This window comes from Bacillus sp. SIMBA_005 (assembly GCF_046535585.1).
Taxonomy (GTDB): Bacteria; Bacillota; Bacilli; order Bacillales; family Bacillaceae; genus Bacillus; species Bacillus pumilus.
In genome coordinates this window covers 54,962-81,930 of sequence record NZ_JAWRWI010000007.1, presented here as the reverse complement: position 1 = coordinate 81,930, position 26,969 = coordinate 54,962, and the positions used below count along the sequence as shown (strand labels likewise).

Genomic DNA, 26,969 nt, shown 5'->3' with positions numbered 1-26,969 from the left:
AATCTATACGTATTATAGTTGTTGTCATGTCCTCAAGCAAATGAAGCATGCTGCTAGACATATGATCAATCGATCTGTCGTAATGATAAAGGAGCGCAATCTTTATGTAAAATCATGAAAAAGTGTTTTTCTGCTGGTAAAAAAAGAAGTTGAAAAGAAGGTGTTTTTTAATGACATCAACATTAGGTATTGTGACTCTTTCACCGAAGTATGAAGAGGCATTCACACGTGGGCTAGCCAAAGCTGCCCCTGCTTATGGTTTAAAGGTTGTCCGTTTTACACCACTTGATTTAAAGCCGGCTTCAAATTTAATACAAGGTCAAACATATACGAATGGTCAAGGATTCACCGCAGCAGAATTTGAAATTCCTGACTTGATTTACGATCGATGCCTTTACAAACATGACGCACAATCTAAAAAAGCAAAACCAATCATGGAATGGCTGAAAAAGTATCCGAAAACAGATTTTTTGAATACAGGTCTTTCAAATAAAATGATGCTATTCGAGCAGCTCCGCCTTCTCCCTGCTTTACAGCCATATTTACCTGTCTGCTCATTATTAAAAGAGCCATCAGACCTTCTCAGCATGTTAAGGAAAGACGGTTATTGTAAAATGCAGCCGCTCTCTCCACAACATGCAGCATCTACTTACTTCATTTTCTTAAAAGACAACACTTTCACTGTTCAGCTAAGTCCCGAACAAGTCATCACATTTTCGCGTCCATCAGATATAGAGCGCTGGTGCAGAAAGTATGTAGGCCGATATTTCCTTCAATTTTTTCAGACGAATGATCAAAAAGACTTTTTATTCAATGAAATAAGGATTTTCCTGATGAAAGATTCACAAAATCAGTGGAATCGCATAGGGATTCACACAAAATCACCTACAGAAAATAATCATTTAAGCATTACACAAAAATCAGCATCCATGATAGGCTTTGATCACTATCTAAACACCTTGCAGCCGCACATCAAAGAGCTTCTTTTAGATGATATTGCATCCATTCAAGCATCTCTACCAGCATATATAGATAAAACCCTTTCCCCTTGCTTTGAATTCGCTGTAGACTTACTCCATACAAGTGAAGGCAGGCTTTTCATATCAAATATAAGATCAAAACCAGGGCGATCCGCTTTTTTAAAAGCTTATCCTGACAAGGAAAATGAATTGATTCGTACCATTCTTGCACATGCCCAATCGATGAAGTCACAACCAGAGGAGGTTTCTCATGAACAAAAATCGTTACATCATCGCCACTCATCCCGCAAGTGAAAAAACAATTCATCTTCCCATCCATTTTAAAAAGCAGGAGGCGGTCTATTCTCTTGCTTTAGGTTCCCGTCTAGTAGATGACTTCACCGTTTCCTATCATCAACATCCAAATAAAATTTTATTATCAGAAGATCTATATAGAGATTTACTCATTCCTTATCAATCAAAAGCTGATGTGATTGCCATTGATCATACCCTGTTTATAGGGCCACTGCTTGGTATTTTCACCGCAGGTTTTGAGCAAAGCACGCAGCCACTAGGAACGAGATCAGACTTTTTTATCAAACTGCTGCGCTCTTTCAAACAGCATGCCGGTTTTGCTTATCTTTTTGGGACACATTCTATTGATTGGGATAAAGGAATAGTAGAAGGATTGTTGTACCAACAGAAAACATGGGTTAAAAAACAAATGCCCCTGCCTTCAGTCATTTACGATCGTCTTCCAAATAGAAAGGCTGCTCAGTCAGCATTCATTCAAGAAACAAAGCGCAAACTCACTCAAGACTATGATATTCCTTGGTTCAACCCTCATTTTTTTAATAAATGGGACATTCATGAACAATTGTTAACAGATGAAAAAACATGTCCTTTTCTTCCACATTCCATACAATTGGACCCGGTGGACGCTCTAAATAAAATAGAAACACTCCTCCATCTACATCAGGTCATTTACTTAAAACCGTCGAACGGCAGTCATGGCGACGGTATTTATCAATTAAACAAGAAGGCTCATGGAATCACTGTATGCTCAAATCAAGGAAGGGCTGTTCCATATGACTCTTTAGAGGATTTCGTTATCAATCTCCGGAAAGATCACGCAATTCAAGAATTTATGGCTCAACAAGGCATTGCACTTCTTCAAATAGACAATCAACCAATGGATTTCAGAGTTCATACCAATAAAAATAAGTACGGTCATTGGACAGTCACAGCAGCAGCAGCAAAAATTTCTGGCAATCACACCGTCACGACTCACCATTCACATGGAGGCTCGGTGAAAACACTTTATGATGTTTTTCCAGAAAAGAAGAAGCGTTTGAAAATCTTAGAGCAGCTTTCTTATACCGCTATCATGCTTAGTCAGGTAATTGATGAAAAATTGTCCGGTCATATTGGTGAAATCGGTTTTGATTTAGGTATTGATCGGACAGGAGCTATCTGGATATTTGAAGCCAATTCTCGCCCTGGCCGAGAGGTTTTCCAGCATGTCTCATTGCGAAACTCAGAAAGGCTGATTGGAAAAAGAATCATGGATTACGCCTCTTACCTTTCACAAACGACCTTAACAACTACAGACCACACAAACATCTATTGACAGTTTTTTAAAAAAGTAAGGTTGTGATGAAATCTATGCTTTTCCTATGCTCTTTTCATCAGATGAGATACAATAAAATCAAGTTCAAGATTGTTTCCGTATTGTCGTGTTTATTTATTGTTTCATCAATAAAAGCAAGGAGGCAATGATGATATGATTTCTCATTTTCAATGGAAACCTCTCTTTAAAAAAGCACAATTGCCAGGCTGGAAAATATCCTTTTTTCACAATGGTGCGCACTACGAAGGCATCTACCACAAAACAGGTGATATTGAATGGGGCTCTCAGCTTCCGCCTCATGAAGTTGAACCAACCTTAAAAGAAGAAATCCACGAATTAATGCTATTCCATGTCTATGATTAAACTGTTTAAGGAGCTTCGCCATGTTAGAAAAATTAAAGCTTGTTTACGGAGAGCATATCATCAGCTCCCCTACAGATGATCATCAAATACTTTGGTACCAAACAGACGAAGGCGAATTATTTGGAGTAGACAAATCAAAGCTTACAGCGAGAGAAACACATCTTCTCAATACTTTCCTTACACCAATTGATCTTTCTCACACAAAGCGGACTGAGGATGAACAAAAATGGTACAGCTATCTTTTTGATAACAAACCACTAACCGTTCAGCACCCCGTCCGTGTATATTATTTTAAAATGTCACATCAAGCAGAACAAAGGCAGCAAATAAAAGAGGCTGTGGTTCACAGCCTCGAACAAACTCATTTCATTTGGACAGGCGCTCATACAGCGATGCTGATTCAAACAAACGCTACATCAGAAAATAGTCAATTAGAGCTGCTATATGATTTGTCTCTAGCCATTACAAGTGACTTTTTAACAGACTCATTCTTTTTACAAGGACAACTCCATTTGCCAAATGAACATTTACAGAAGAAATTGTTAAATGAACAGCAGCTTGTCTTTGATCATATGCAGCGAGGTAAGCTTAGGTCAGGGATTTCCACATTTTATCAATGTCTGCCATCACTTTTGCGTTATGATGAATCCGCCCTCTCTCATGCTATTTCAGATGCTTTTAAAGAGGCGGTTCTTGATCGGGACGTTTACCGTACCCTCATGACTTATATGCAATGTAACTTAAATGCATCTAAGGCAGCAAAAGCTTTATATGTTCACAGAAACAGCCTTCAATATCGAATCGATAAATTTATTGAGCGAACAGGAATAGATATACGACATTTTCCAGAAGCATCTGCTGTTTATTTTATAATGAACCTTCTCGATATTTCATAACATTCCGTGACATGAGCAACCTGCCCAAAAATGAAAATAAGATGTTGTGCACGTTGTCCATTTACAGACGCTTCCCCATTTTATACACTTTATGTACAATATAAAGCGCTTTCAATAAAAGAATGGGGAGGTTATCATTTATGGCTGAAATGATGCTCAATCAAATTTATAAAGTGTATGATAACAAGGTAACAGCAGTAGACAACTTTAATCTACATATAGAAGATAAAGAATTTATTGTGTTTGTTGGTCCATCTGGATGCGGAAAATCAACAACCCTTCGCATGATTGCAGGACTTGAAGAGATTTCACAAGGGGATTTTCTTCTAGACGGCAAACGGATGAATGATGTAGCACCAAAAGACCGGGATATCGCAATGGTTTTCCAAAACTATGCATTATACCCTCATATGAATGTATACGATAATATGGCTTTTGGATTAAAGCTGCGGAAGTTCCCGAAAGCAGAAATTGATGAGCGGGTTCGAAATGCCGCTAAAATATTAGGCCTTGAGCAATATTTGGACAGGAAACCAAAAGCACTGTCTGGCGGTCAAAGGCAGCGTGTTGCACTTGGGAGAGCAATTGTGCGTGATGCAAAGGTCTTTCTTTTGGATGAGCCGCTTTCTAATTTAGATGCAAAACTTCGCGTTCAAATGCGTGCTGAAATATCTAAGCTTCATCAGCGTCTGCAAACGACATTTATCTATGTCACACATGACCAGACTGAAGCTATGACAATGGCTACTCGTCTTGTTGTAATGAAAGATGGCTTTATTCAGCAGGTTGGAGCGCCAAAGGATGTATATGAAAATCCAGAAAATATATTTGTTGGTGGATTCATTGGCTCTCCTGCGATGAATTTTTTTACAGGAAAGCTCTCTGACGGTGCCATTGCAGTTGGAAAAACGCATATACGTGTACCAGAAGGAAAGATGAAGGTATTACGGAGCCAAGGTTATATCGGAAAAAATATCATCCTTGGGATCAGACCAGAAGATTTTCATGATGAACCCGTGTTTATAGAAGCGTCTGAGGGCACAAAGATCGATGCGAGCGTAGAAGTTGCTGAATTAATGGGAGCAGAAACGATGCTTTACTCTTCTCTCGATGGTCAGTCTTTTATTGCACGTGTTGATTCTCGTACCGATGTTCAGGCCGGACAAACTATACCTCTTGCCATCGATATGAATAAAGCCCACTTCTTTGACTCAGATACGGAGCTCCGCATTCGTTCCGCTGAATAAATATATATGCAGTGCCATCACTCATGATTGAGTGATGGCTTTTTTGCATGTTGAACAACATTTACCATGTTCTTTTCTCGTATGTTTTTTTCGAAAATCACCATAATACTTAGTACAAAGCAGTTACCGCATTGGGTTTCGCCAAGTGGCAAATGACTTGATCATTTCGCTGGTGCGATTCCAGCAAACCCAACCATAAAAAAATCACATACAAAAAGGAGATTCACATCATGGCTAATTCTAATAGTTCAAATCAATTACTAGTTCCTGGAGCAGAGCAAGCAATCGATCAAATGAAATACGAAATCGCTTCTGAATTTGGCGTTAACCTTGGAGCAGAAACTACAGCTCGTGCTAACGGTTCAGTTGGTGGAGAAATCACAAAACGTCTTGTCTCTTACGCTCAACAACACATGGGTGGAACAAAAGCTTAATTTCAATTTCATATCTGGATCATAGGAGGCACCTCTTAAGGTGTCTTCTTTTTTTGTTGTTATCCCTCACCAATCTCCTTTCCAGCTCATATTATGGAGTAGAAAGGAGCGGATCTTCATGGACATTATTTCCGGTATGAACTTTGAACTTCTACAATTCGTCGGTATCTCTCTATTATGTGAATATGCTCATAGTATTCGGTCCTTTCATCTTTATAAAAAAAGCATCACATAAAAGTTGTACCATTTTGGGTTCTTTTCACTTATAGTATGTAGTGGAGGGATCGAATAGATGAAAATAGCTCTTTTCGGTGCTCATGGACGTGTAGGACAAGCATTTCTTCGTTTCGTTCAAGTAGATGATCGTTACATCGTTCGTTCATTGATTCGGACAAACCGAGAAGAAATGCTTGCGGGTATGTTTCAAGTCACCGGCAATTCAAGAAATCTAGAAGATGTGCTTGAGACGATCAAAGGAGCAGATATTGTTGTGAGCTGTCTATCCACAGATGGTGATGATACATTATCTGTTTCAATGGAGCATATCGTACAAGCCATGAAGCAATCAAATACATCAAGAATTATTACAATAGGTACGGCAGGTATTTTAAAGGCAAGGCAGCAGCCGGAGCATTACCGTTTTGAAACAAATGAATCAAGGCGGACCACTTCCCGAGCAGCTAAAGAGCATGCCAAAGCGTTTGAACTCCTTCAATCGACTGATTTAGATTGGACCATTATTTGTCCAACCTATTTACCAGACGGAGAAGTGACACGGTCATATCGCTATGAGAAAGATTTTCTCCCTATAGATGGAAAGAAAATTTCAGTTGAAGATACCGCACACTTTTTATATCAGCAGTTAAATTCGAAGGAATTTGTACATCAACGTGTCGGTATTGCTTACTAATGACGCATAATGAGTAAAGATCGAGGTCAAAAACGATCGCTCGACTTTTTTATGCAAATAAAAAGAGCCCATTCAATATGAATAGGCTCTTTTTGTGATTCATCAGCTGTTTGCCACAGCACCCTTTTGCAGTTCGTACATTTGCGCATATAGCCCTTCTTGCTGCATGAGTTGATCATGACTGCCCCGCTCGACAATTTCCCCTTTTTCTAAAACCAAAATCATATCGGCTTTCTTAATGGTGGATAATCGGTGAGCAATGACAAAAGTTGTTCGTCCTTCTTTGACGACATCAAGCGCTCGCTGAATGATCGCTTCTGTTTCTGTATCAATGTTTGCGGTGGCTTCATCTAAAATTAAGATCGCTGGATTGTATGCTAGTGCACGAGCAAATGAAATGAGCTGACGTTCCCCTGAGGAAAGAGTACTTCCCTTTTCAACGACTGGTTCATCAAATCCTTCTGGCAGGTGCTTCAATAACTCTACTGCGCCTACTTGTTTTAATGATGATTCAATCGTTTCTCTTTTAATGTCTTCATTTCCTAAGCTGACATTGGATGCAATCGTTCCGGAAAATAAATACGGGTCTTGAAGCACAATGCCCATTTGTTTCCGCAACGTTTGCCGGGACTGGCGATAAATGCTTTCCCCATCAATGAGAATGTCTCCTTGCTGAATGTCATAAAAACGCAGCAGCAAGTTCATAATCGAGCTTTTCCCAGAACCAGTATGCCCCACAAGTGCAATCGTCTGGCCTTTTTTGGCCTCGAATGTAATGTTCTTTAATACATTTTTCCCTTCATTATAAGCAAAGGTGACGTCTTGGAACTGAACGTGCCCTTCCATTTCCTTCTGAACAGGTTCTTCCACTGTTGTTCCTGGCTCATCTAATAATCGGAAAACCCTTTCCGATGAAACCCGTGCTAATTCCAATCTCGAGAATTGGTTCACAATGCCTGTAATCGGCTGAAATAATCGATTTAGGTAATCGACAAACGCATAGAGCACACCAATCGACACAATTCCCGTCGCACTTAAAGAGGCACCGCCAAAATACCAAATGAGTGCCACGTAGGCTAAATTCCGAAGCAGGTTAACCAAGTTATGCGACAGAAGTGAATTTAAATGAAGCATCTTTCGCTGATATCGAAAGTGATTGTTGTTCAGCTCATCGAATTCCTCTTTTGTCACTTTTTCATGACGAAACGCTTGAATAATGGTCATCCCTTGAATGGCTTCATTTAGCTTGGCATTGATGTCACTAATGATCGAACGAATGCGGTGGTTGTATACCGATGCAAATTTTCTGTAGGTCATTGACCATAGGAAAATAATCGGTACCGCCACCAAACAAATAAGTGCCAGCTTCACATTTAATAAAAACATGGCAATATAAATCCCAATCATATAAATCGCACTCGTCACAAAATTGGCGAGGACTGTCACATATAAATCACGAATGGTTTCAGTGTCATTGGTAATCCTCGCTACAACCTTTCCAGCCGGTAAATTATCAAAATACCGGATAGGCAGCGTTTGAATATGTTCAAACACATCTACTCTCATTTTTTGAATAATTCGGTTGGCTATTCGCTGTAACAGGTAATGCTGCGCATATTGAAAGAAAATCGCAATGACGAGAAGCCCTAGATAAAATAGAACAAGCTGCACCAAACCACTGATTTCCGGCTCATAAAAAGAGAAAATTTCCTCTTTTGATAAAGGCTGTACTTGATAGGTCTCGCGCTCGTTTCCATTTTCAATGGTAAGTTGATCTCCCGATATTTTTCGGTTTCCGTCAAAGCGAATCGGCTCATTTACAAAATAGTAACCGAATCCGACTTGCACCACATTGATTTGTTTTCCGGATTCCATCTCACTGTCTAATCGATCGCTTCGTATATAGTTATTTCCCTGGTAATAAACGGTTTTGTCTGTTTTTTCATTGACCTCGACATATGGCTTTTCTACACCTAAAATATGATCATCAATCATTTTCTTCCCAATAAATGGTCCTGTCAGTTCAGCACCTACTGCAATGATGAGAAAGATCAAGGCAACAGACAGTACTTTTTTATAAAGGAGTGCGTAGGCGAGGAGTCTTCTTCCCGTTGTCATGCCTCATCCCCTCCTTCCAGCTGGTTTGTCAGCTGTTGACGCAGAAATTGTTCTTTGTACCACCCATCTTGCTGAATGAGCTCTTCGTGAGTTCCCTTTTGGACGATGCGTCCTTCTTCCATGACAAGTATAAGATCTGCATGCTCAACAGCTGATAGACGATGAGTCGTAATAAACGTCGTTTTCCCATGACGATTTTGCCTTAAATTTTCTAAAATAGCGGTTTCTGTTTTTGCATCTACCGCAGAAAGCGAGTCATCCAGTATTAAAATGTCGGGATCTATTAATAAAGCGCGCGCAATGGAAATTCTCTGCTTTTGTCCACCTGACAGCGCCACACCTTTTTCTCCGACCATCGTTTCGAGACCCTCTGGCAAAAGACGTAAATCTTTTTCAAAATAAGCATCTTTGATTGCTTGTGCTAATTCATTTTGTTTTGCGTCTCGATGACCAAAACACATATTCTCTTCTACACTTTTTGAAAAGAGAATATGATCCTGCGGTACGTATCCAATCCATTGAAATAGCTGATCCAATTCGATCTCTTGGATTGGGATTCCTGATAGCAGGATGTGACCATCACCTGTTGGATACTGGCGCAGAAGCTGTTTTACAATAGTTGTTTTACCGCTTCCTGTTTTGCCTGTAATTCCGATCGTCTGCCCCTTTCGAACCGTAAAGGACACATCAATTAAATTATCTTTTGGGGAAGTTGGATACCTAAATGTCACGTGGTCAAACTGAATATCGCCAGGCTCTTGTAACATTTTTGGCTGAGAAGCGTCTGTAACATCCGGCTTATAGCTGAGTGTATGATTCAACCGGTCTAACGACGCATTTCCTCTTTGCATAATATTAATCAACTCGCCGATCGCAAACATTGGCCAGATCATCATCCCAAGATATACGTTAAAAGCGACAAGCTCACCAATGGTTAAATCGCTTTGGAATACAAGGTAGGCACCGTATCCAATTCCTATTAAGTAGCTGACCCCGACAAGTAATTTCACTGTCGGCTCAAACAATGAATCAATGACCGCCACTCTCATATTTTTTTGAAATACATCATCTGTCATTTGGCGAAAGCGTTCGACATCTTGCTTCTCCTGTACAAAAGACCGGATGACCCGGACACCTGCGACCGATTCAAGGACGCGATCATTCATATCACCAAATGCATCTTGAGCAACTGTAAAGCGATCATGAATTTTGCTGCCATAATACGCAATCAAGAGCGCCATCAGCGGCATAGGAATGATCGCCATTAAAGTTAATTTCCAGCTAATCGTCAGACCCATCGTAAAAAAGATCATCAGCATATAAGCAGTGGAATCCACCAATGTCAGAACGCCAAAACCTGTCGTTAAAGCTACAGCATTCAAATCGTTTGTACCTAATGCCATTAAGTTACCGGTTTTTTTCTTTTCATAAAAGGTGGGTGTCATCTTGAGTAAGTGACGCATAAGTTTCCCGCGCATCACACGTTCCATGACATTTGCGCCGCCAAATAACTGATACATCCAGAAATATGTCAGTGTATAGACAACGACACCTAGCAAGCAAAAAATGGCTACATAAAACATCATACTAGATGTTGTAAATTGACCAGAACGAATGTCATCAACTGCCTGCCCAAGATATCTTGGTGGCAGCATTTCAAGCACATTCACAATGAGCAGGAGCGTAATGGCGATCGTATAACGCCTCCACTCTTGTTTGAAGAACCAGCCTAATTTCGTAAATACTGAAAACATGTTTGTCTCTCCTTTTAAAGCTAGCCGCTTTCTATATTTTCTTGACTGTCACCTTGAATTGTTTTTTTGTTTTTTGTCATTTGTCTTGTTTTTGGCATGTTCACATGCTTTCACTCCTCTTCATTTACTTGTTGATCTCCATCCCTTTATTTCGAAATACGAAATGAATACAACAAAAAAAGAGGCAACCAGCTATCTGGTACGCCTCTTTTCGTCATGTAAAAAGGCGCATGTTGACAAATACGCAACATACGCCTTGATTCATCCGATCAATTGGAACATACGAGTCCCTTTTCAATGACCAATGAAGGTGTAATTGTCACGTGAATCAACCCATTCATGCAGTTTGATTTCATTCTTCCAATGATGTTGCACATGACATTTCCTCCTTTTGGCTCTTGAATCTTTTTTTATCTTATAGTGGCTGTCACCATTTTGTCAATAAATATTTTTCAATAAATGAAATTTTCTAACAAAAAATTCACACCCTTTATGTGTATCTTTTTCAGCTAACGGGTATACCATGAGTGTAAAGACTCCTTTTGAAAGGAATGAGGACATTGTTTCAAGCTGATCGGATGGTCGTTGCGTTTGATGGACATGAAGACAGTAAGAAAGCATTAAAAAAGGCAATCGCTTTAGCCAAAACCTTGCATGCCAAGCTGACCGTTGCCTATGCACATGATGGCAAATCAAGCAGACAGGTGTTTGATGCACCTCGCCCAATGACTGGCGGTGCTTATATCGGCAGCGGCATGGCAGACCTTCAAACGCCCCCTGTGTATGTACCTCATGATGAACAGCAAAGTCCCTTGATTTTTGAAGACCATACAGAAGAGGTCGTTGCAGAAGCAAGAATGCTTTTAAATGAGGAGCAGTTTGAGGCTGCCATTGAAATTGTTGAGGGAGAACCAGCAGAAGCGATTATCGAATATGCTGAAGACATTTCAGCAGACCTCATTGTCATGGGAGCCCGTGACCAAAGCAGATTAAAAAAAATGCTCTTTGGCAGTGTAAGTGAAAAATTATCATCAAAATCAGATATACCTGTGCTTATTGTCAAATAAAAGAATCACCAAAGGCTGTAAACATTCGTTTACAGCCTCTTTTTATTATGAAGAAATCGATGCTTCACTTTCCTGTTTAATTTTTTGCTGAAAGCCTTCCTGTACACGCTTTGTCAACTCTCCTGGAACGCCTTCCCCTACTGGCTGGCCATCAATTTCAACAATCGGAATGACTTCAGCCGTCGTCGAGCTGATGAAAATTTCCTGCGCGCGCAGCAGCTCTTCCTTACTTATACGTGTTTCTTCAACACTGCATTCCTCTTCTTCACATACTTCAAGAAGCTTTCTACGGGTAATACCGTTTAGAATAAAATTGTTTGCGGGATGTGTGCGAATCACGCCATCAATGACGGCATATACATTCGAGGAGGTACCCTCTGTCACAAAACCATCCCTAATGAGAATGGCTTCAAACGCACCAGCTTCAGATGCTTTCTGTTTTTCCATGACGTTATATAAGAGATTTAAGCTTTTAATATCACATCTTAACCAGCGAAGGTCCTCAGATATTATGGCCTTTGCACCAGCTGTCTGCTCTTGAACAGGCCTTTTCACTTGGAACGTATATGCTGTGATTTGAGGAGTGAGAGAATCGCCATATTGATGTTTACGAGGTGCGATGCCCCGCGTGACTTGAATATACACACCACCATCTGTTAATTGGTTATGGGCGACGAGCTGTTTTAACTTTTCTTCCATATCTGATACTGCACCTTGAAGATGAATGCCGATTTCTTTTGCACTCTTGAACAGACGCTCTGTATGCTCTTTCAATGTAAACAAAGTCCCATTGTATACACGAATAACCTCATAGACACCGTCTCCAAATTGATAACCTCTGTCTTCAATATCCACATGAGCATCCTTTTTTTCAATGAAATCGTCATTATACAATACTTTCATACGGAATCTCCCCTTCGCTTCGCATTAATGGTTGAATCTGATGCTATCTTAGCGGATAAATGGGTATGTTTCAATGATTATTCAGAATTATTTCACATCATGATAAATGGTCAACTTTCTATTGTAACAAAGATAGACTCATAACCAAAAAGATTCCAATTTTTTAGCATCTTCTATATTCATAGGCTCTTTTTTCCTGTATACTTACTCCATATAAACACGACAAAAAACAGTGAAAAAAGACAGAATCTACTACATGATTCGACACAAATTTTTGATTTATTGGAGCGATTGTAATGCAACGGGTTACGAAAAAACAGACACCTTCAAACACGATGCTGCTCTCAAAGGCGATTGGTTTAGTGATTCTGTCACTGATCCTCTTTTTTATTTGGGATATATCTAAAACCAATATGCAGGCAGCAGACCAGCCGACTAAAATGTCTGCGAGCAGTCAATTCCGAGACACAAGCACAAGTCTGAAAGCAAAAGATGATTCTACGAAAACATTAGATGCACATTTTAAGATCAACCCAAACAAACACGTAACGGATCAAACGATCTTTTTAACCTTTGATGATGGTCCGTCAGCGACATCAAACCAGCTTTTAGATGTGCTCAAGGCGCATCAAGTAAAGGCTACATTCTTCATGCTTGGGCCGCAGATTAAGGAACATCCGGCCGCTGTGAAAAGACTTCATCAAGAAGGTCATCAGTTAGGGCTTCATGGGATCACACACGATGTGAAACGCTTTTATCAAAAAAGTGATTCTCCCGTCAATGAGATGAAAGAAGATCAGCGCATTTTGGCTTCTGTCACAGGAGAGTATACACACCTTGTGAGAACACCTTATGGCAGCGCCCCAAATTTAACCGATCAACAAAAAGCACGTTTAAAACAAAAAGGCTTTATCTACTGGGATTGGACAATTGACAGTCTTGACTGGAAATATAAAAGCTCAAAATATGTACCAGAAGTATTGAATCAGCTGCAAGTGCTAGAGACAAAACATCCAAAGGAACCAAAGATCATCTTAATGCACGACCAGCCAGCGACAGCAAAATACTTAAACAGTTTGCTCACACAGCTAAAAGCGAAGGGCTATACTTTTGAAGTTCTTGATGAAACAATGACGCCGCTGCAGCAATAAAGAGAACCCGCACCTATTAGATGCGGGTTTTTTGATGATTTATATAGCTTTCACGAGATCACCAATTCGCTCATGAAAGACAAGATCAAACAGTGGATCGTATTCTGTTTCACTCAAATTCATCATCACCTTGAAGATGGAAGGATTTTGAGCGGCATCTTCTGGAATATATCTTGCTGGCGCTACTTCTAGGGAGGTTCCCATGACGAGCAGAAGGTCCGCTTGCTGAAGTGATTTCTCTACTTGATCAAAATGTTTAACCCTGTCTCCAAAAAGGACAACATCTGTTTTCAGCACTTGCCCACATGTCCGTCCGTCTGAGGAAACCTTTAGACATACAGGCACTTCTTCTTGTAATAAATAAGGCAGTTCATATGTCGCTTGGCATGATGGGCAAGTAGCTGTTTGAATAGAGCCGTGAAGTTCATATACATGCTGGCTTCCTGCTTTTTTATGCAGACCATCAATATTTTGGGTAAAAATCTCTACATGTTTTCCTTGTTTCTCAAGGCTGGCTAAAAAGGTATGCCCGCTATTCGGCTCGTACTTCCCGCTCATTTTCATCTGAAACAATTCCTTGAATTTCGGCCAGAATTGATGAGGGTTTGATAAAAAGTAGGACCGGCTCATCGCTTCCATGCGAGCGGTGTCTTCAGTCCATAAGCCGCCCGTTGATCTAAAATCGGGAATACCTGATTCCGTGCTCATGCCCGCACCTGAAAGTACCATTATATGTGAAGCCTGCGTTAATTTCTCTCTTAGCACTGCCACCTTTGTTTGATCCACTCATCCTTCCTCCTTTATTCACTCAGCTGTTTTTCACCTTTTTGTTTCATGTAAATGGTCTGTCCAGGGAAGGCAAATTCTACACCTTCTTCATGGAAGATATCCATGATCCGGTAGTTAATGTCCTGTTTGATATTTAGGTTTTCAGCCCAGGCCGTCGTGTTTGTGTAAAAGTTGAAAAATAAATTCAAATAACTGTCTGCCAGTACATCGAGATTCACCATGATTGTCTCCTTGTGCACCCCATCATGCTCATAAAGCATTTGTTTGAGTCGTTTGATACAATGGTCCAGATTTTCCTTTGGTGTATTGTAGGATACACGTACGGAAAACGTTATTTGGCGTTTATTCATTCTCGTCCAGTTCGTGATTGGTTCCTTTGAAAGCGTAGAATTCGGAACTGTCACGACTGCTTCAGCAGGTGTTCTAAATTTTGTACTTCGAAATGTAATGTCCTCGACAGTCCCCAGAACACTTGGCGTCTCCACAAAGTCGCCCATTGTAAAAGGCTTCTCTGTAATGATGACGATTCCTCCAAAAAAGTTCGCCACCGTATCCTGTGCAGCAAGCGCAAAGGCTAGCCCCCCTAGACCAAGACCAGCCACAAGTCCATTTACATCATAATTAAATTCCTGTGCAATCACACTAATACTTAGTGCAATGATAATGAAACGAAGCACCTTCGATAAAAATGGCGCTAAAATATCATCCATTTCTAATTCAAATTTCGAATTTACTTTTTGAAATAAGAAAGAAGAAGCTGCGGTTAAATTACAAAGCCCCCATGTCAGCATCAATATAATAGAGGATCTATATAATTTGACGATGACATCCATATGATGCTCAAAGTATGGTGCCTGTCTTAACGCAAAATATAACCCAAGTGCGACAAAAAACAGTCTGGCTGGCTTTTCGAATGCCACAACAATTTGGTTAATGACCTCCGTTTTAGACCGATTGGTCAGCCTAAAGAGAAGATGAAATAAGTACTTCGTAAATACTTTCCGAAGCAATAAAAAAAGCAATAAAATACAAAGGCTAATGCCGATTTGGATCGCAACATCTACTGTAAAATATGTATCCATCCATTTTTGTGTAAACATGTTTGTCTCTCTCCTTTAAAACAATCCTCTCTAGTTTATAATATAACCTTCGTTTATGTCCTCTCATAAATGTCTGACCTCTAAATAAAAAGCCTCGGGACCAGTCCCGAGGCATGATGTTCAATTATGAAATTTTGGCTAGAGACATATCGACGGGCAGCAAACTACTTTTTCTTCTGAGCCTGATCAAGGAGAGTCGCTTTAAACATTTCAGCATCCGTTTCGACCTTAATACGTTCTTCCACTCTAATTCTCCCTTTACCCAATCATCTCGCCTCCTTTTCATCATTATAAAACATCAGAATTTTCAGTCAACATGACGAAAGCACTAATATTTTGGCGAACGCTGACGATTTGGACAAAATTGATCGAAGAAAAAATTGATGTACTTCAGATTTACTCAATCATGGCTTGGGATATTCCTGTAACTTTTCATATTTGAAACCTCATACTTTCTCGGCACATGCCGTTCACCCTTACATACTGCTCTTCTTCCCTCCATATAGTAAAGAAGGAAAAACGGGAAAGCATTTGATATGATAAGACCAGAACTTACGTCAGGGAGCTGGAGCATATGTATATTATCGCGCATAGAGGGTCATCAAGCGCTGCCCCAGAAAATACAATCGCTGCGTTTGATTTAGCTGTTCAGCAGGGTGCAGATTATATTGAATTAGATGTACAGCTCACAATGGACCAGCACGTCGTCGTGATCCATGATGATACAGTTGACCGAACGACGAACGGAAACGGCTTCGTCAAAAGCTATACACTTGATCAGCTGAAAAAACTGGACGCAGGAAGCTGGTTTGACCAACAGTACACGAATGAACGAATTCCGACATTACAAGAAATTCTTGAAAGATACAGTCAGCGGATTGGGATATTGATCGAGATCAAACATCCAAAACGGCAGATAGGAATTGAAAAGGCAGTTGCCGACATCATCAATCGTTTTGCCTATTCTCGTCACATCATGATTCAATCTTTTGATGATCATGCACTGCAAAGAATCAAAGCATTCGCCCCTTCTCTTCGAACAGCTTTGATTATAAAGCCTAATGCATTTAAACTGACGAAAAGAAAGTTAACGGCATACAGCTCGTTTGCAAATTGTCTTAATATGAAGAAAACGATGATCAATAAATGGTGGATAGACCGCATCCACGCATTCGGGATGGATGTGTTTATATGGACTGTGAAAGATCAAAAAACAGCTGATCGGATCAAAAAATATCCCGTTGATGGTGTCGTGACGGATCACCCGCCATTTTTTCTAAAGGAGAAATGATGTAAATGAAAGCATATCTTGCCGTATTTATTGGCGGACTGATTGGGACACTTTGCAGATATGAACTGAGCCAAACTGTTGTCAGCCAAACATTCCCCTATGCAACGCTAATTGAAAACGTGACAGGCAGTCTGCTTCTTGGTTTTTCAACAGGATATTTTATGTTCCATAAGAGAAAAAAATATCTTGCCGCTTTGATCGGAACAGGATTTTGCGGAGGTTTTACGACAATGTCCACTTTTTCAAAAGAAACGATTCTTTTATTACAGACTGGGCAGTTCACTTCAAGTGTGATCTACACCCTGCTCTCAGTCATTGCCGGAGTAGCCGCTGCCTTATGTGGACTAATGTTAGCTCAGCGGCTCTTTCATCAAAATAAGCAGCAGAGAGGAGGCAGATAAATGATCATTTTATATACAGCTATTGCCGGCGGGATCGGCAGCGCCCTTCGTTTTTTCATTAGCCAAACGATACAGAAATCTAAGTCTCATGCTCGTTTCCCATACAGTATTATTCTCATCAACTTATTAGGTGCTGCCGGTTTAGGTATACTGACAGGTGCCGTGACTGCCAATCATCCGCTGCTTATGATCATTGGAACAGGTTTTTTCGGTGGCTTTACAACATTCTCTACATTTAGTGTAGAATCTGCAACCATGCTAGAGCAGCGGCAAATCGGAAAACTTGCTGTCTACTTATTGATGACAATCATCGGGTCTTTCTGTCTCTTTTCTGCGTTCTATCAAATAGGACAACACCTTTTTTAAATATTGGTAATAGCGGCTAAGCTGATAAGCAGTTGATCCATAAGCTGGCGCTTCATTAAAAAGAGGGTTTTTTCACTGTAGCCGATTTCCATCGCACACTTGGCCATACGCCAATCACGAAAGTATTTGTAATCGATGAGCTGCTTCTCTATCTCATCCAACTCTTTTAGTGCTGTATCAACACACGCAACGATGAGTTCATACTGATTTTTTTGCTCTTCTAACTTCTTCCGTGTCATGTGATCCAAATGATGCGTACTTCTTTTTTCAAGCTGTCTTTCGATATTTAAAATCGCCGCCTGGTAATTTTTGAAGTTCTTCAAATGAAACTCAATTCGTTTCATTGAGTTTTTTTTCTCCGTGATACTTGCTGTTTCATACCAAAGCATGTTCATCCCCCTTATATCGAACGTTTGTTCTCATTATAACCCGAACAAACATTCGTAAAAAGAGACTAAATACCCAAAAAAACCTTGAGCTTATTTTTCGCTCAAGGTCATTTCGTTTACTAACAGCGGCTCTTTTATATCACGCCCTATGCGTGCATTTCCTTTTTCTGATGAGGTGACGCCTTTCTTCAGGTCGATCTTTTTCACATAGCGTCCATCCATCTCCAAGACCTTCATCCGAATATCATCAAGATAAATGGATTGTCCTTCTCGGATATCAATATTCTCATTTAAGATTAACCCGCCTATTGTATCAATTTCTTCATCATGATATGACATTCCGATCAAATCTTGAATTTCATCTAATCTGACTTTGCCATCTAAAACATAATGATGATCGGCTCTTTTTTGAATAACCGGCTGCTCATCTTCATCGAACTCATCTCGAATATCGCCAACAATCTCTTCTAATATATCTTCTGTTGTAACAAGTCCAGACGTTCCACCATATTCGTCGGTTAAAATCGCCATATGCATTCGATCGCGCTGCATTTTGACGAGAAGCTCCTGAATAGGAATCGTGTCAATGACCTCAATCACTGGATATATATAATCTTGAATCTTCAATTGATCCTTTTCTACTTGATACACAAGATCTGCAAAGAGCTGCTTTTTGTTCAGCATGCCGATGACATGGTCTTTATCGCCTGAAAACACAGGAAAGCGTGTATACTTCTCCTGCGTCATGATGGAGAGAATCTCATCTAGCGGCATATCTTCTGGAATGGCACAAATTTCTCTCCGCGGGACCATGATCTCTCTGGCAATTCGATTATCAAAGTCGAAAATTTTGTTCATATAATTATATTCTGATGGGTTGATTTCCCCATTTTTTAAGCTCTCAGATAATAAAATCTTTAATTCTTCCTCAGAATGGGAATGTTCTTTTTCAGACCCCATATCGATGCCCATCATTTTGGTTAGAACCCGAGCTGACCCGTTTAACACATAAATGAAAGGGAACATTAGGATATAAAATGCATGCAGCGGGCCTGACAGCCAGAGCGTCATTTTTTCCGCCTTTTGAATCGCCAGTGTTTTTGGTGCAAGCTCACCGACGACTACATGCAAAAAGGTAATAATAGAGAACGCAAGTGTTGCTGAGATCAGGCTGATTGCTGAATCAGGAATGTTTGTCAAACCGAAACCTCGAACCAAAAGTTCTTTTACAGCTGGCTTACCAATCCACCCTAAACCAAGGGATGTCACTGTAATACCGAGCTGACAGGCTGACAAATATTCATCCAGCCTTGATGTCACCTTTTTCGCCACGATGGCCTTTTTGGACCCTTCGGCAACAAGCTGATCAATTCTTGAGCTTCTCACCTTTACTATGGCAAATTCAGATGCAACAAAGAAAGCTGTTAAAGCAATCAAAACACCGACTATACTCAGATTAACAATATCGTCCATTTAACCTTGCTCTTTCTTAGAAGAACAAGGAGTCACCTCCTGATTGATGATGTTATGTTTTGCAAAACGGTTAACTGATTAAATAAGACTATATTGAGGGCCCCACTTAACCACCTCCGGTTCACGTATAAATCCGCTTCTCTACATATATATGAAACGGTCTTCATTTTATCTTACCATAAATAATCTGAAAATTCCTGTATCACTATGTGAAATTTGACAGGACCATTTAGACTGAGAAATCCTTCTCTCCTCTTCATATCGGCAGGAAATATGAACAATTAACTTGTATTTCAGGCTAGAATTATATTAAACTATTTTCATAAACTATAACGTGACGGTTAGGAGGAGATGTTCAGATGGGGCTGAGAAAAAGTATCGTATTGGTGAACTAGCACAGATTGCACAGGTGACGAAACGTACTGTAGATTATTATACAAATCTAGGATTGCTTGCGCCTGTTAGATCTTGCTCAAATTATCGTTATTACGATGAACATGCTTTAAAACGATTACAATTAATCGTTCTTTGCAAACAGCAGAGATTGGCTCTTTCTGACATCAAATCCAGATTAGATGAACAATTCCCTTCACAAAAGGAAGATCCTGATGAACTTGTCCATTTAACCTCTGATATCGATCGGATGAACGAGCATATGGACCGCATTTTAGTACGTTGTAAGCAGCTTCAACCAGAACAACGTGAAAAATTAAAAGAACAGCTTACACCTGAAAAGATGACGGCTGTCCAATCATTTTTACTGCTGTTAAGTTAAAATTTTTACTAAACAGGAGGTGTTACCTTCGTTCTCAAAGTCAGAACGAAGGCCTTAATTGGACATAGTTAATTTACTTATAGTTGCTTTGCTTATAGCTTTAACCGCATTTTTCGTTGCATCAGAGTTTGCGATCATTCGCTTAAGAAGCTCAAGAATTGATCAGTTAATCGCAGAAGGTAATAAAACAGCAGTTGCTGTCAAGCATGTCACGACTCACCTTGATGAGTATCTGTCAGCCTGTCAGCTCGGTATTACCATTACCGCCCTTGGTATTGGTTGGTTAGGGGAAGAAACAATTGCGCACATGCTTGCTCCACTATTTGTAGAGCTGTCCATTCCTCAATCAGCTAGTTCTATTGTCACTTTTATTATTGCGTTTAGTATTATGACGTTTTTACACGTTGTGGTTGGAGAACTTGCACCAAAAACACTCGCCATTCAAAAGGCAGAGCAAGTATCTCTTCTTTTTGCTAGACCGCTCATGATTTTTTACAAAGTGATGTTCCCGTTTATCTGGGTATTAAATGGATCTGCTCGTTTGTTAACAAAAGCGTTCGGTCTTCAGCAAGTTTCTGAGCATGACATGGCGCACTCTGAAGAAGAATTGCGGATTATTTTATCAGAGAGCTATAAAAGCGGCGAAATTAACCAGTCTGAATTCAAATATGTAAATAAAATTTTTGAATTTGATGACCGTCTGGCGAAAGAAATTATGATTCCTCGTACCGAAGTTGTCAGCTTCCCTCATGATATTACCATTGAGGAAATGCTGAAGGTGACCAAGGTAGAGAAATATACACGTTATCCAATTGAAGATGGCGATAAAGATAATATGATTGGTGTTCTGAACATTAAAGAGGTTCTCACTGCCTGCATTAGCGGTGAGTGTTCTACAAGTGATACGATCGAAAAGTTTGTCAATCCAATTATTCATGTAATTGAAACCGTTCCTGTACATGATCTATTGCTCAAAATGCAGCGCGAACGTGTACACATGGCGATTTTATCAGATGAATACGGCGGTACAGCTGGTCTTGTGACTGTAGAAGACATCCTTGAAGAAATCGTCGGTGAAATTCGTGATGAATTCGATATGGATGAAATCAACGAAGTGCGTAAACTTGGAGAAGACCATTACATCTTTGATGGAAAGGTCCTAGTTGATCAAGTCAACCTGCTCTTAGGTACGCAGCTTGATAACGAAGAAGTCGATACGATCGGCGGCTGGTTCCTTACTCAGAAATATGAAGTTGAGAAAAATGACACCATTCGTGAACAAGGCTATGAATTTATCATTAATGAAGTCGATGGACACCATGTGGTATATATCGAAGTCAAAAAGTTAAATGAACAATTAGCAGAAGCCGCTGAAGAAGGCGCTTCTTAAGAAAAAAACGACCCTTGCCAAAGCAAGCGGTCGTTTTTCTTATCCTTTTTCCATTAATTGAGCTTCAAGTTCTTTAATTCTCGTGTTTAATACTTCAGTCATGGCACCTAAACGTTCTTTTGGCGGCAGATGCTCAAATTCTGACTGCTCTATCGGTTCACCAATAATTAAGCGCATTTTCCCCTTTTTGAAAAGACTTTTCGCATTGGACGGCCCTTTGTACGCTGCTGGAACGATTGGCGCTTTACCGAGCTGCGCAATGGTAACCGCACCTCTTTTTAAAGGTACATCCTCTGTTGTACGTGTTCCGCTTGGAAAAATCCCAACGATCTTTCCCTCTTTTAATAATTTAATGGGCGTTTTAATACTGCTTGGCCCAGGATTCTCTCGATCAACTGGAAAGGCATGAATCTTCTTTAAAAATCCACCGATCCATTTATTTGCAAACAATTCTTTTTTCGCCATGTAGTGGATCTCAAACGGAAGAATCCCTGCGCCTAATGCAAGAACATCCACAAAACCCTCATGTGTACATGCAATGACAAATCCCCGATCCGTTGGCAGATTCTCTTTTTGATATACTTTGATTCCGCCTCGGAGAGTAAATAATACTTTAATGGTATAGCCTGAAAATTTATACATAGTGCACTTCCTTTGTTTGAAAAATGAAGGATTTGTTTCTATTATAACAAATTTTTTATTACCTGGTACTAATTTTTTTGAAACAATCAAACCATCACATCATTTTTCATTCAGAATCATCGTTCTTTCTGTATTCAGGTCTATGGTTTTAGGAGAGAATAGAAGAAGAATTGTGTCCAATTTTGTCGTTTTTTAAGGTTTTTTCCTGATTTGTTCTATTGAAAATGCTTTATAAATGGCGCAAATTTCGCTATGATAAGGAGAAATGATTTTGATTCGGCGAAAGAGATGAGTATTGTACGGTATTGAGAAGTTTCGTGCAACTTTATGCCTTTCTTATGCGTTTATAACATAGAGGGGAGAAAAATCAGTGACGATCGATGAAATTTATCAAATGTATATGAACGATGTTTACAGGTTTCTGCTCTCCATGACAAAAGACAAACATTTGGCAGAAGACTTATTGCAGGAAACCTTTATGCGTGCTTATATACATATTCATTCCTACGACCATAGCAAAGTGAAACCTTGGTTATTTCAGGTGGCACGAAATGCTTTTATTGATTATGTCAGGAAACATAAAAAAGAAGTGACCATATCGGATGATCTTATTGGCGGCCTTTTACAAACGTCTGTACAAAGCCCTGCTGAACAGGTTGAAATAAAAGAAGTCCTCAACATGTATTTGGAACAGCTTCCAGATAACTACAAGGAAGCGTTGACATTGTATTATTTAAAGGAACTGAATTACAAGGAAGCATCCAAGGTCATGAATATTACTGAAGCAAATTTTAAAAGTGTTTTATTTCGTGCAAGGCAGCGCCTAAAAGCACTATATAACAGAGGTGTTAATGATGAATGAAGAGTTTAACAAGCGATGGGAACAATATAATAATGGTGAGATGAACGAGGAAGAAATGATGGCGTTTGAAGTAGAGCTTGAAGAAAACGAAAAACGCTTAAGTCAGGAACTGAACGGCTCGGATTGGACCGATTTTTCCATCAGTCCTGAAAAGCAAAAAGCCATCTTGCAATACGGAAAAAGAAAGTCTTATTTACGTATTTCTGTACTTGCTGTCATCTCTACACTTATTATTTTACCGCTTTGTACATTAGGAAGTTATCTATATTACGGCGTTGGCGGAGCAGAGAGCAAAGGGAATCATTTCATGGAAACAGCCGCTGTAACAGTCGCTTTGACGAAACCAAACGTGGCAATTGAAATGAAAGATTTAAAAGGCCAAGTCAAGCTTTTTGGAATGAACACAGAACTGAAGCTGCAAAAACAAATTGGCAATAAAACAGAAGCCATTGGCAGTGAGCAAATCGAGATGTTCTTCGATAAATTAAAGCAGCCTACGATCTCATATTATGGTGACAGCGCACGCGAGACAGAGGATTTCTTTACCCATCCTTCTACTCAGGCAGATGCATCAAAAAAACAAACACTCACTACTTTAGACAAGCTTCCTGAAGGAACAGTCAGTGAAGTGTATGTCTCCTATGACAAAGCGTATATACCAAAGGACGTTTATTCCTTTGCTAAAAAATATGATATGAAAGTGCTCTGGAATGCGATTAAAACAGAGGATTCATTAAGCGGGAATCAGCGGCCAATTGGCTTTCCTGGGAGAGACTCTGAATTCTTAAAAGAGCTTCAGCACACATCAAAAACAGAGGTAGATCAATTTAAAGATGCCCTTGCTTATGTCAATCAGCACCCAACCTGGGCAAAAACGATCTCTGGCAGACCTGAATTGGATCTGTCAAACCGAATACGCTATATCAACCAAAATGGTGTCACGATTTATGGCTCTGTAATCACAGGTCCTTCGAAAGAAATCGAGAAATTTGTGAAGACAAAACGCATTAAAACGGCAAAAGTGAGCGAGGTGGAATTATGGAATTGGTAAGAATTTTTAAAGAGCATAATGTATTTGGCTGGATTTCTGTCGGTACAGCGATATTATCCCTGCTCATGCTGAACCTCGCCATTATCAGTAATGTGACATTTTATTCTTTTCAGATGCTCCCTTTTGCAATGGCCGCAGTTCCATTTGGCATAATTGAACTGTTCATTAAAAAAGGCCGTACGGGCCCTGGGTTCCTCGGTGTCGTACTGAATATCTTTGTCATTTTATGTGTCTATGCCATCGTATCGATCGATGTCGATCTTCAATTAGGCTTTTAAGCCGCTCTCAAAATGAAAAGCCCGTGTTACTTGACTAATGCCAAGTAACACGGGCTTTTTCTATCGATTTATTTTCTTCATTCTACAGCGCAAATAAAAAAGACTGCTTCATAAGCAGTCTTTTAAAATAAATTAGTTCACAAATGTTTTCGCTCCAAGGTAAATCGGCTTCCAGTAGCTTGAATTCATATCACTGATCGTCACACCATCGGAAGCAGCATGAATAAACTTGTTGTTCCCAATGTAGACACCCATGTGAGATGGACCCGATTTATATGTTGTAAAGAACACAAAATCGCCAACCTTTGGAGAAGATACGCTTTTCATTGATCCCCAGAAACCTTCAGTTGTTTGTCTTGAAATCTTTTTTTGCTTGTTAATGATATACCACATAAATCCACTGCAATCAAAGCCCTTTGGTGTCGTTCCACCCCATCTATATGGTGTGCCATTGTACGCTTTAGCATCCGAAACAAGCTTAGACGTGTTTAAAGAAGAAACAGAAACTGTTTTTTCTTTAACAGGTGTTGTCTTTACTTTTTTAGACGTCTTTTTGACCTTTAGCTTTTGCCCAATTTTGATCAGGTTTGTTTTGAGTTTATTTAACGATTTCAGCTCTTTTACAGTCATGCCGTACTTTTTGCCGATTTTCGATAATGTATCACCTTTCACAACTTTATGAGTGGCTGTCGCTGACGCCGCTTTTACTTTTGTTGTTGTTTTTGATGTTTTCGTTGTTTTTTTAGCGGCAGTACCATTTACTTTTAACGTTTGTCCAATATATATCGTGTTAGATTTCAGCTTATTGTCTGATTTAATCTTGCTCACGCTTGTCTTATATTTTTTCGCTAGAACAGAAAGAGAGTCACCTTTTTGAACTTTTACTGATTGTGCTGAGGCAGCTCCGGCAAATAATGTCGTCCCAAGTAGAACTGCACTTGCAGCTGTGATCAATTGTTTTTTCATTTGTTCCTCCTGTATGTATCTATCGTGATCCGAATTTTTATCTACTTACTATTATAAGGATCAAATACCAGAAGAAATAGTCTTGACTTCCTACGACATTATGCTTATTAATTCGGCAAAATTTATTTTTTTTTAGGGTTCTTTATATTTCATTTTCATTACACAATCATGACAAAATAAATGCATCTTGTCATGGATAAATGATACATTCATTTCTCTTTTTGGCTCATTCTATGTAAAGTGGACCTTTACAATTTTAAAGGGATTTTTACGATCCTGTAAATGGGAATCCACAATTCTGCTCTACCATTGTAAACGTAAGAGCGATACATAAACAATGAGGAGGCAAAATGAATGAGTGTGTTGAAAAGCTCGAAAACGAAAATCGCTGCAGTGGCGGCAGCATCTGTGCTATCGATTGGCATTTTTTCAGGAATTGAATTTGGACAAGCGGACAAAGCAGAGGCTAAAAAGAAGCCCAAAAATGACGTGCAAAATGTGATCGTGCTGATCGGGGATGGCATGGGAACACCGTACCTTTCAACTTACCGCTCATTTAAGCACAACGGAGACCTTTCAAAACAAACAGCGTTTGACCCTTACCTCACTGGCATGCACAAAACATACCCTAATGATTCGAAAAGCAATATCACTGATTCTGCCGCAGCTGGTACAGCTATGGCAACTGGTAAAAAGACTTACAACAATGCAATCAGTGTAAATAAAAAGGGCAAAAAATTAAAAACAGTTCTAGAAGAAGCAAAACGGAAGGGAAAATCTACGGGACTTGTCGTGACCTCTGAATTAACAAATGCCACTCCTGCTGCGTATGCGGCTCACGATGTATCGAGAAAAAACACAGCATCCATCGCTGATGATTTCTTCGATGAAAAAATCGGTAAACAGCATACAGTCGATGTCATGCTTGGCGGAGGTCTCGTCGATTTTGTCCGAAAGGATCGTGATTTAACGAAGGAATTTAAGCAAGCTGGCTATGATTATGTCACCAATAAAGAGGCCTTACAAAAAAACAAAAATCAAAAGGTGTTAGGCATTTTTGCAGATGGCGGTCTTGATAAAGCGATTGATCGTGATAAAAAGACCCCTTCCCTGCAAGACATGACATCCTCAGCTATTAAACAGCTGTCTAAAAACAAAAATGGATTTTTCCTTGTGGTTGAAGGCAGCCAAATTGACTGGGCTGGACATGATCATGATATTGTGAGTGCCATGAGTGAAATGAAGGATTTTGAAAAAGCATTTGAAGAAGCGATTCGTTTTGCAAAAAAGGATAAAAATACGTTAATCATCACCACTGCCGATCATTCAACTGGCGGACTCTCCTTTGGGGCAGACGGCTCGGGCAGCTGGGATTATAAACCGGTAAAAGCAGCGAAAAAGACCCCTGATTTTATCGCAAACAAAATCGTCAATGGCATGACTGTTGAATCAGCGCTAAAACAATATATCGATCTTGATTTCACAAAAGAAGAAATGGCCTCCATTCAAAAGGCTGCTGAAACAAAGGATGCTGTTAAAATTGATGATGCGATTGAAGAAGTGATCAACGTGAGATCTCATACAGGCTGGACCACATCAGGTCATACGGGTGATGAAGTGCCATTCTTTGCGTATGGCCCAACAAGCCAAAAGCTAAAAGGTCTGATGGAAAACACTGATCAAGCAAAACACATTTTCAAACTGCTGAAAAACCAATAAAATCGGCAAAAAAAGATGTCTGCTCAGAGACATCTTTTTTTGATT

General features: G+C 39.7%; 28 protein-coding genes. 18 read left to right on the top strand and 10 right to left on the bottom strand.

Annotated elements, in window-relative coordinates; genetic code table 11:
- The first annotated feature begins 170 nt into the window (after window positions 1-170).
- From SB660_RS13015 to SB660_RS12985, 7 genes are all read left to right on the top strand, one after another.
- Window positions 171-1,274, top strand: coding sequence for a YheC/YheD family protein (locus SB660_RS13015; protein ID WP_180309301.1), 1,104 nt, complete (start codon window positions 171-173; stop codon window positions 1,272-1,274).
- The gene (locus SB660_RS13010; protein ID WP_180309302.1) at window positions 1,231-2,589 is read left to right on the top strand and encodes a YheC/YheD family endospore coat-associated protein; all 1,359 of its coding nucleotides are present in this window, start codon (window positions 1,231-1,233) and stop codon (window positions 2,587-2,589) included. The genes SB660_RS13015 and SB660_RS13010 overlap by 44 nt, the downstream gene beginning before the upstream one ends.
- A 153-nt stretch (window positions 2,590-2,742) precedes the next feature.
- On the top strand, window positions 2,743-2,952 hold the full coding sequence (locus SB660_RS13005) for a YheE family protein (protein ID WP_003211787.1): 210 nt from the start codon (window positions 2,743-2,745) through the stop codon (window positions 2,950-2,952).
- Between the two features lie 20 nt (window positions 2,953-2,972).
- Window positions 2,973-3,848: a helix-turn-helix domain-containing protein gene (locus SB660_RS13000; RefSeq protein WP_180309303.1), complete on the top strand. Its 876-nt coding sequence runs from the start codon at window positions 2,973-2,975 to the stop codon at window positions 3,846-3,848.
- 140 nt (window positions 3,849-3,988) lie between these two features.
- Window positions 3,989-5,095 (top strand): ABC transporter ATP-binding protein, encoded by a 1,107-nt coding sequence (locus SB660_RS12995; RefSeq protein WP_339165394.1) that lies wholly within the window; start codon window positions 3,989-3,991, stop codon window positions 5,093-5,095.
- A 230-nt stretch (window positions 5,096-5,325) separates the two neighbouring features.
- Window positions 5,326-5,529: an alpha/beta-type small acid-soluble spore protein gene (locus SB660_RS12990; RefSeq protein WP_003210761.1), complete on the top strand. Its 204-nt coding sequence runs from the start codon at window positions 5,326-5,328 to the stop codon at window positions 5,527-5,529.
- Window positions 5,530-5,821: 292 nt separating this feature from the next.
- Complete coding sequence (locus SB660_RS12985) at window positions 5,822-6,439, top strand: NAD(P)-dependent oxidoreductase (RefSeq protein ID WP_339165393.1); 618 nt, start codon at window positions 5,822-5,824, stop codon at window positions 6,437-6,439.
- 102 nt (window positions 6,440-6,541) lie between these two features.
- On the opposite strand, the gene SB660_RS12980 is transcribed toward SB660_RS12985, so the two are convergent.
- On the bottom strand, window positions 6,542-8,557 hold the full coding sequence (locus tag SB660_RS12980) for an ABC transporter ATP-binding protein (protein WP_268466927.1): 2,016 nt from the start codon (window positions 8,555-8,557) through the stop codon (window positions 6,542-6,544).
- Window positions 8,554-10,311 (bottom strand): multidrug ABC transporter ATP-binding protein BmrC, encoded by a 1,758-nt coding sequence (gene bmrC / locus SB660_RS12975; protein WP_339165391.1) that lies wholly within the window; start codon window positions 10,309-10,311, stop codon window positions 8,554-8,556. The genes SB660_RS12980 and bmrC overlap by 4 nt, the downstream gene beginning before the upstream one ends.
- A gap of 560 nt (window positions 10,312-10,871) precedes the next feature.
- Here bmrC and SB660_RS12970 point away from each other — a divergent pair.
- Window positions 10,872-11,378 (top strand): universal stress protein, encoded by a 507-nt coding sequence (locus SB660_RS12970; protein ID WP_339165389.1) that lies wholly within the window; start codon window positions 10,872-10,874, stop codon window positions 11,376-11,378.
- Window positions 11,379-11,423: 45 nt separating this feature from the next.
- Here SB660_RS12970 and dat read toward each other — a convergent pair whose 3' ends face one another.
- A complete protein-coding gene (gene dat / locus SB660_RS12965) occupies window positions 11,424-12,281 on the bottom strand; it encodes a D-amino-acid transaminase (protein ID WP_144462479.1) in 858 nt (285 codons plus the stop codon).
- A 296-nt stretch (window positions 12,282-12,577) separates the two neighbouring features.
- Here dat and SB660_RS12960 point away from each other — a divergent pair, with 296 nt between their 5' ends.
- The gene (locus SB660_RS12960) at window positions 12,578-13,432 is read left to right on the top strand and encodes a polysaccharide deacetylase family protein (protein ID WP_144462481.1); all 855 of its coding nucleotides are present in this window, start codon (window positions 12,578-12,580) and stop codon (window positions 13,430-13,432) included.
- Between the two features lie 39 nt (window positions 13,433-13,471).
- Here the strand turns inward: SB660_RS12960 and SB660_RS12955 are convergent, their stop codons facing one another.
- From SB660_RS12955 to SB660_RS12945, 3 genes are all read right to left on the bottom strand, one after another.
- Window positions 13,472-14,203: an NAD-dependent protein deacylase gene (locus SB660_RS12955; protein ID WP_410583024.1), complete on the bottom strand. Its 732-nt coding sequence runs from the start codon at window positions 14,201-14,203 to the stop codon at window positions 13,472-13,474.
- Window positions 14,204-14,232: 29 nt separating this feature from the next.
- Window positions 14,233-15,321, bottom strand: coding sequence for a mechanosensitive ion channel family protein (locus tag SB660_RS12950; RefSeq protein ID WP_169056198.1), 1,089 nt, complete (start codon window positions 15,319-15,321; stop codon window positions 14,233-14,235).
- A 164-nt stretch (window positions 15,322-15,485) separates the two neighbouring features.
- Window positions 15,486-15,587 (bottom strand): YhdX family protein, encoded by a 102-nt coding sequence (locus SB660_RS12945; RefSeq protein WP_008359843.1) that lies wholly within the window; start codon window positions 15,585-15,587, stop codon window positions 15,486-15,488.
- 308 nt (window positions 15,588-15,895) lie between these two features.
- Between SB660_RS12945 and SB660_RS12940 the strand changes: the two genes are divergently transcribed.
- From SB660_RS12940 to crcB (SB660_RS12930), 3 genes are read left to right on the top strand one after another with little or no spacing between them, the layout of a single operon-like run.
- Window positions 15,896-16,612 carry a glycerophosphodiester phosphodiesterase gene (locus tag SB660_RS12940; RefSeq protein WP_268498170.1) on the top strand — a complete coding sequence of 239 codons (717 nt, stop codon included), beginning with the start codon at window positions 15,896-15,898 and terminating at the stop codon, window positions 16,610-16,612.
- 5 nt (window positions 16,613-16,617) lie between these two features.
- A complete protein-coding gene (crcB, locus tag SB660_RS12935; RefSeq protein WP_268498172.1) occupies window positions 16,618-17,013 on the top strand; it encodes a fluoride efflux transporter CrcB in 396 nt (131 codons plus the stop codon).
- Window positions 17,014-17,379, top strand: coding sequence for a fluoride efflux transporter CrcB (crcB, locus tag SB660_RS12930; RefSeq protein ID WP_268498174.1), 366 nt, complete (start codon window positions 17,014-17,016; stop codon window positions 17,377-17,379). It begins immediately after the preceding gene.
- On the opposite strand, the gene SB660_RS12925 is transcribed toward crcB (SB660_RS12930), so the two are convergent.
- Together SB660_RS12925 and SB660_RS12920 are read right to left on the bottom strand one after the other, a co-directional pair.
- On the bottom strand, window positions 17,376-17,768 hold the full coding sequence (locus SB660_RS12925; RefSeq protein ID WP_268498175.1) for a transcriptional regulator: 393 nt from the start codon (window positions 17,766-17,768) through the stop codon (window positions 17,376-17,378). The genes crcB (SB660_RS12930) and SB660_RS12925 overlap by 4 nt on opposite strands.
- A gap of 90 nt (window positions 17,769-17,858) precedes the next feature.
- Window positions 17,859-19,241 (bottom strand): hemolysin family protein, encoded by a 1,383-nt coding sequence (locus SB660_RS12920; protein ID WP_058014425.1) that lies wholly within the window; start codon window positions 19,239-19,241, stop codon window positions 17,859-17,861.
- 334 nt (window positions 19,242-19,575) lie between these two features.
- On the opposite strand from SB660_RS12920, the gene SB660_RS12915 reads away from it, so the two are divergent.
- Both SB660_RS12915 and SB660_RS12910 read left to right on the top strand, forming a co-directional pair.
- Window positions 19,576-20,016 (top strand): MerR family transcriptional regulator, encoded by a 441-nt coding sequence (locus SB660_RS12915; protein ID WP_034620022.1) that lies wholly within the window; start codon window positions 19,576-19,578, stop codon window positions 20,014-20,016.
- A 58-nt stretch (window positions 20,017-20,074) separates the two neighbouring features.
- Window positions 20,075-21,406, top strand: coding sequence for a hemolysin family protein (locus tag SB660_RS12910; protein WP_034620023.1), 1,332 nt, complete (start codon window positions 20,075-20,077; stop codon window positions 21,404-21,406).
- 39 nt (window positions 21,407-21,445) lie between these two features.
- On the opposite strand, the gene SB660_RS12905 is transcribed toward SB660_RS12910, so the two are convergent.
- Window positions 21,446-22,048: a lysophospholipid acyltransferase family protein gene (locus tag SB660_RS12905; protein ID WP_058014426.1), complete on the bottom strand. Its 603-nt coding sequence runs from the start codon at window positions 22,046-22,048 to the stop codon at window positions 21,446-21,448.
- Window positions 22,049-22,418: 370 nt separating this feature from the next.
- On the opposite strand from SB660_RS12905, the gene SB660_RS12900 reads away from it, so the two are divergent.
- Genes SB660_RS12900 through SB660_RS12890 form a run of 3 tightly spaced genes read left to right on the top strand, consistent with a single transcriptional unit; the run spans window position 22,419 to window position 24,239 of the window.
- Window positions 22,419-22,910, top strand: a complete 492-nt coding sequence (locus SB660_RS12900; RefSeq protein ID WP_003211938.1) for a sigma-70 family RNA polymerase sigma factor — start codon at window positions 22,419-22,421, stop codon at window positions 22,908-22,910.
- On the top strand, window positions 22,903-23,961 hold the full coding sequence (locus tag SB660_RS12895) for an anti-sigma factor (RefSeq protein ID WP_061407236.1): 1,059 nt from the start codon (window positions 22,903-22,905) through the stop codon (window positions 23,959-23,961). Before SB660_RS12900 ends, SB660_RS12895 begins: the two co-directional genes overlap by 8 nt.
- On the top strand, window positions 23,949-24,239 hold the full coding sequence (locus SB660_RS12890; protein WP_003212420.1) for a hypothetical protein: 291 nt from the start codon (window positions 23,949-23,951) through the stop codon (window positions 24,237-24,239). The genes SB660_RS12895 and SB660_RS12890 overlap by 13 nt, the downstream gene beginning before the upstream one ends.
- Window positions 24,240-24,371: 132 nt before the next feature.
- On the opposite strand, the gene SB660_RS12885 is transcribed toward SB660_RS12890, so the two are convergent.
- Window positions 24,372-25,205 (bottom strand): C40 family peptidase, encoded by an 834-nt coding sequence (locus SB660_RS12885; RefSeq protein WP_268498177.1) that lies wholly within the window; start codon window positions 25,203-25,205, stop codon window positions 24,372-24,374.
- Between the two features lie 354 nt (window positions 25,206-25,559).
- Here SB660_RS12885 and SB660_RS12880 point away from each other — a divergent pair, with 354 nt between their 5' ends.
- Window positions 25,560-26,924 (top strand): alkaline phosphatase, encoded by a 1,365-nt coding sequence (locus tag SB660_RS12880; RefSeq protein ID WP_410582837.1) that lies wholly within the window; start codon window positions 25,560-25,562, stop codon window positions 26,922-26,924.
- Window positions 26,925-26,969 lie beyond the last annotated feature (45 nt).

What these genes read in the sequence shown, in the direction of transcription:
- SB660_RS13015 (WP_180309301.1), top strand. Translation starts at nt 171, where the DNA reads ATGACATCAACATTAGGTATTGTGACTCTTTCACCGAAGTATGAAGAG.
- SB660_RS13010 (WP_180309302.1), top strand. Translation starts at nt 1,231, where the DNA reads ATGAACAAAAATCGTTACATCATCGCCACTCATCCCGCAAGTGAAAAA.
- SB660_RS13005 (WP_003211787.1), top strand. Translation starts at nt 2,743, where the DNA reads ATGATTTCTCATTTTCAATGGAAACCTCTCTTTAAAAAAGCACAATTG.
- SB660_RS13000 (WP_180309303.1), top strand. Translation starts at nt 2,973, where the DNA reads ATGTTAGAAAAATTAAAGCTTGTTTACGGAGAGCATATCATCAGCTCC.
- SB660_RS12995 (WP_339165394.1), top strand. Translation starts at nt 3,989, where the DNA reads ATGGCTGAAATGATGCTCAATCAAATTTATAAAGTGTATGATAACAAG.
- SB660_RS12990 (WP_003210761.1), top strand. Translation starts at nt 5,326, where the DNA reads ATGGCTAATTCTAATAGTTCAAATCAATTACTAGTTCCTGGAGCAGAG.
- SB660_RS12985 (WP_339165393.1), top strand. Translation starts at nt 5,822, where the DNA reads ATGAAAATAGCTCTTTTCGGTGCTCATGGACGTGTAGGACAAGCATTT.
- SB660_RS12980 (WP_268466927.1), bottom strand. Translation starts at nt 8,557, where the DNA reads ATGACAACGGGAAGAAGACTCCTCGCCTACGCACTCCTTTATAAAAAA.
- bmrC (WP_339165391.1), bottom strand. Translation starts at nt 10,311, where the DNA reads ATGTTTTCAGTATTTACGAAATTAGGCTGGTTCTTCAAACAAGAGTGG.
- dat (WP_144462479.1), bottom strand. Translation starts at nt 12,281, where the DNA reads ATGAAAGTATTGTATAATGACGATTTCATTGAAAAAAAGGATGCTCAT.
- SB660_RS12960 (WP_144462481.1), top strand. Translation starts at nt 12,578, where the DNA reads ATGCAACGGGTTACGAAAAAACAGACACCTTCAAACACGATGCTGCTC.
- SB660_RS12950 (WP_169056198.1), bottom strand. Translation starts at nt 15,321, where the DNA reads ATGTTTACACAAAAATGGATGGATACATATTTTACAGTAGATGTTGCG.
- SB660_RS12940 (WP_268498170.1), top strand. Translation starts at nt 15,896, where the DNA reads ATGTATATTATCGCGCATAGAGGGTCATCAAGCGCTGCCCCAGAAAAT.
- crcB (WP_268498172.1), top strand. Translation starts at nt 16,618, where the DNA reads ATGAAAGCATATCTTGCCGTATTTATTGGCGGACTGATTGGGACACTT.
- crcB (WP_268498174.1), top strand. Translation starts at nt 17,014, where the DNA reads ATGATCATTTTATATACAGCTATTGCCGGCGGGATCGGCAGCGCCCTT.
- SB660_RS12925 (WP_268498175.1), bottom strand. Translation starts at nt 17,768, where the DNA reads ATGCTTTGGTATGAAACAGCAAGTATCACGGAGAAAAAAAACTCAATG.
- SB660_RS12920 (WP_058014425.1), bottom strand. Translation starts at nt 19,241, where the DNA reads ATGGACGATATTGTTAATCTGAGTATAGTCGGTGTTTTGATTGCTTTA.
- SB660_RS12905 (WP_058014426.1), bottom strand. Translation starts at nt 22,048, where the DNA reads ATGTATAAATTTTCAGGCTATACCATTAAAGTATTATTTACTCTCCGA.
- SB660_RS12895 (WP_061407236.1), top strand. Translation starts at nt 22,903, where the DNA reads ATGAATGAAGAGTTTAACAAGCGATGGGAACAATATAATAATGGTGAG.
- SB660_RS12890 (WP_003212420.1), top strand. Translation starts at nt 23,949, where the DNA reads ATGGAATTGGTAAGAATTTTTAAAGAGCATAATGTATTTGGCTGGATT.
- SB660_RS12885 (WP_268498177.1), bottom strand. Translation starts at nt 25,205, where the DNA reads ATGAAAAAACAATTGATCACAGCTGCAAGTGCAGTTCTACTTGGGACG.
- SB660_RS12880 (WP_410582837.1), top strand. Translation starts at nt 25,560, where the DNA reads ATGAGTGTGTTGAAAAGCTCGAAAACGAAAATCGCTGCAGTGGCGGCA.